Genomic DNA, 2,734 nt, shown 5'->3' with positions numbered 1-2,734 from the left:
TGTAAAGGAGGTCCGCCCAATGCCCGAAGGCTTGCCGCGTCACACGGTCTTCTGCAAATAGTCCCACACCAGGTCGCTGATTTTCCCGACCGAGCTGAAGTTTTCCAGCAAAATGGATTCGTCGGCAAACTCGATCTCGAAGCTGTCTTCAATGGACGCGACAAGCCGGATGAACGTCAGCGAGTTGATCCCCAGCTTCAGCAGCTCGCTTTGCTCGTCCACCGTCACATGCGATGGCAGAATGTCTTGAATACAGGCAATGATTTTCGATTGCAAGGACGTATCGTTCACAAGCTTCCTTCTCCTTTCCGTTCGAATTTCAAGCGGACCAAATATTCCATCAGCAAAGGCACGGCCCTCTTCTCCTGCTCGTACATCGCTTGGAAATGATCGGCGATGCGCGCCAGCAGACGCGCGTCTCCGGTTTTCTGCGCCTTCAAAGAATCCGCGCGGATGCTCAACAGCCGCTGCTTCGCATTCTCGTAGAGCCGCTTGCTTTTGCCGAGCAAAGGGGAACCGGCCGCACGTTCCAACGCATCGATGCGCTTGAGCATCCATTTGTGCCGCTGCATCATCTTGTGCACATTAATGTTCCAGAAGCCGAACTCGCGCGGGTCCAACGAAACGTCGCCCCCGGCCATTTGATGGAATAAGCCCGCCATATAGTCATACACGAAATAACCGCTGGCAAACGCATCCTGGGACAAGCCCGACGCACGAACGCGTCCCCGCTCCAGCGCAAAATACAGGCTGCGGTAATCGAAGCCGGACGGCAGCGAAGGGCTCCGGTGAAGCCGGACGGCGGTGAGCGGAAAGCCATAGTAGGCAAACCAGATATGCGTATCGGCATGACGCTCCGCCACGTGCGCCAGCTCCGCCTCGCACGTCTCGTAAGGCAGACAGACCGAGCCGTAGGCCCGGCCGTTCGTTTCGAAGGCAAGGATGTCCAACGTCCCGGATTCGTCGTCATAGCCGTAGACCAGCGCGTCGTGTACCATTTCCCGTATGGCAAAAAAATGGGACTGCGGAATGCGCTTCCAGTCCAAGTAAACCAGCACGTAGCTTCCCTCGTCGATCGCCTCGCGAATGGCGGACACGTATCCGCCCGGCTTGACCGCAAGAGGTTCTTCCGCCAGCAGTCCCCCGTACAGCTCCAGATGCTCTTCGAAGCGGACCAGCGGAAATTGTCCCACGCTTTTGGACTGCACGATCAAATTGACGAAATGACTAAGGCACCAAGGCATCAGCCGAGGCTCCGTCATGACGATGCTGAGGCGCAAATTATGGTAACACTCGGTCTCGAAGCCCGGATTCGGCACGACCGGCAGCCGTTTGGCGGTCAGCATAAGCGGATCGCCTCCCCGGCCGCATGCTCCCGCACCGGTTCGAAGCCCGGGAAAGCTCTCCCCGCTTCCTGTACCGCAATGACCTGCGCAAGCGCATAATCCCCCGAATGCGAGAGGCTGATGCGGAACGACAAGCCGTAATACCCCGCCGCTTCGCCGGTTGAACCATGCAGCTCAAGCACGGGACGGCCGGAAGGCAGATGACGGACTTCGACGTCCAAGAAGCCGTATTTTCGCGGAAGCACGTCCCCGACCGCCTTGTAGAACGCTTCCTTCGCCGCCCAGCGAACCGCATAATGCCGGGCCGCCCCGTGATGCTTCGAGCAATAGGCGATCTCGCCCGGAGTAAAAATTTTGCGCAAAAACCGTTCGCCTTGCCGCCCGATGGCTTCGCCCATCTGCGGCACGCTCTGAAAATCGATACCGACGCCGTAAATCACGGCCTCACCTCCCCGCTCGCGAACAGCCCTTCCCATCCGTTTATCGCCACGGCCGGTTTCCTCCTACGCCGCTCCATTCGTCCTTCTTCAGCGTATCGTTTTTGAGCTTCGGCGCGGCGTTCAGCCGTCTGCGGACGCGTGCGCCGCTTCGGTCCAGCAAATAATTGTAATTTAAAGCTACCCGCTCTGCGCTCACTCCCATAAAATGGGTTACGTTGGCATAACGGAACGTGCGGCCGGACAAATTGGCTTCGGACCCGTGAAGCAGGTTGCCGTGGAACGCGACCAGATCGCCCGGCTGCGTCCGCAGCGGCACCGTTTCGTAACCTTCTGGAAGCCCCAGCTTCTCGCCGTATTCCGTGCGGCTCTCCTGGACCGGCTCCGGCGACAAAAGTCCCAGCTTATGGGAGCCGGGCACCACGTAAACCCCGCCGTTATCTTCATGGCTGACGCTGAGCGACAGCCACAGCGAGCAGGTGGTCGTCGGGGCCGCCCCGACACTGTAGTTGTCCTGGTGCATAGGAAGTCCCCGCGTACCGGGACCTTTAAAATAATAGCTGGTAGAGATGGCCAGCGCCTCCTCGCCCAGCAGTCCTGCGGCCACATCGAACATCTTGCCGCTCAGCAGCAGCGCCGCGATGGCCGGTCTCGTCTGATGGTAATCGCGCAGACGCGGAAACACGCTTTCCAGCGAGCGCCGCTTGTCCTGTACGATGACGCCTTCCCTGACCAAATCGAGCCACAGCTTCATAAATTCGCGGTTAATTTCCGCCACTTCCGGTCCGCTCAACATCCCTGGAATCACAACATAGCCGTGCTCGTCATAAAAATACCTCCGCTCGGCGGTCACCCATCCGTTCATAGCTCAACCTCCCGATAGTTTGAACGTCTATCCCCAGTGTAGGGAACCTTTCTCCGCGCTTCTCGGCTTTGTTTGCCGGATCGGGC

General features: G+C 58.7%; 4 protein-coding genes. All 4 read right to left on the bottom strand.

Annotation, left to right across the window (positions count from 1 at the left end; all coding sequences use genetic code 11):
* Positions 1-39: 39 nt before the first annotated feature.
* Genes QJ48_RS37835 through QJ48_RS34465 form a run of 4 tightly spaced genes read right to left on the bottom strand, consistent with a single transcriptional unit; the run spans position 40 to position 2,648 of the window.
* Positions 40-291 (bottom strand): acyl carrier protein, encoded by a 252-nt coding sequence (locus QJ48_RS37835; RefSeq protein ID WP_054977772.1) that lies wholly within the window; start codon positions 289-291, stop codon positions 40-42.
* Positions 288-1,346 (bottom strand): hypothetical protein, encoded by a 1,059-nt coding sequence (locus QJ48_RS37830; protein WP_054977771.1) that lies wholly within the window; start codon positions 1,344-1,346, stop codon positions 288-290. The genes QJ48_RS37835 and QJ48_RS37830 overlap by 4 nt, the downstream gene beginning before the upstream one ends.
* Positions 1,340-1,786: a holo-ACP synthase gene (gene acpS, locus QJ48_RS34470; protein WP_082420797.1), complete on the bottom strand. Its 447-nt coding sequence runs from the start codon at positions 1,784-1,786 to the stop codon at positions 1,340-1,342. Before acpS ends, QJ48_RS37830 begins: the two co-directional genes overlap by 7 nt.
* Positions 1,787-1,826: 40 nt before the next feature.
* A complete protein-coding gene (locus QJ48_RS34465; RefSeq protein ID WP_054977769.1) occupies positions 1,827-2,648 on the bottom strand; it encodes a phytanoyl-CoA dioxygenase family protein in 822 nt (273 codons plus the stop codon).
* Positions 2,649-2,734: the final 86 nt, after the last annotated feature.

Origin of the sequence: Paenibacillus sp. A3 (genome assembly GCF_001399685.1) — a bacterium.
Lineage (GTDB): Bacteria > Bacillota > Bacilli > Paenibacillales > NBRC-103111 > Paenibacillus_G.
This window is presented reverse-complemented; position numbering and strand designations above follow the sequence as displayed.

Coding starts and splice junctions, on each gene's coding strand:
- QJ48_RS34465 (WP_054977769.1), bottom strand. CDS start 2,648: ATGAACGGATGGGTGACCGCCGAGCGGAGGTATTTTTATGACGAGCAC.
- QJ48_RS37830 (WP_054977771.1), bottom strand. CDS start 1,346: ATGCTGACCGCCAAACGGCTGCCGGTCGTGCCGAATCCGGGCTTCGAG.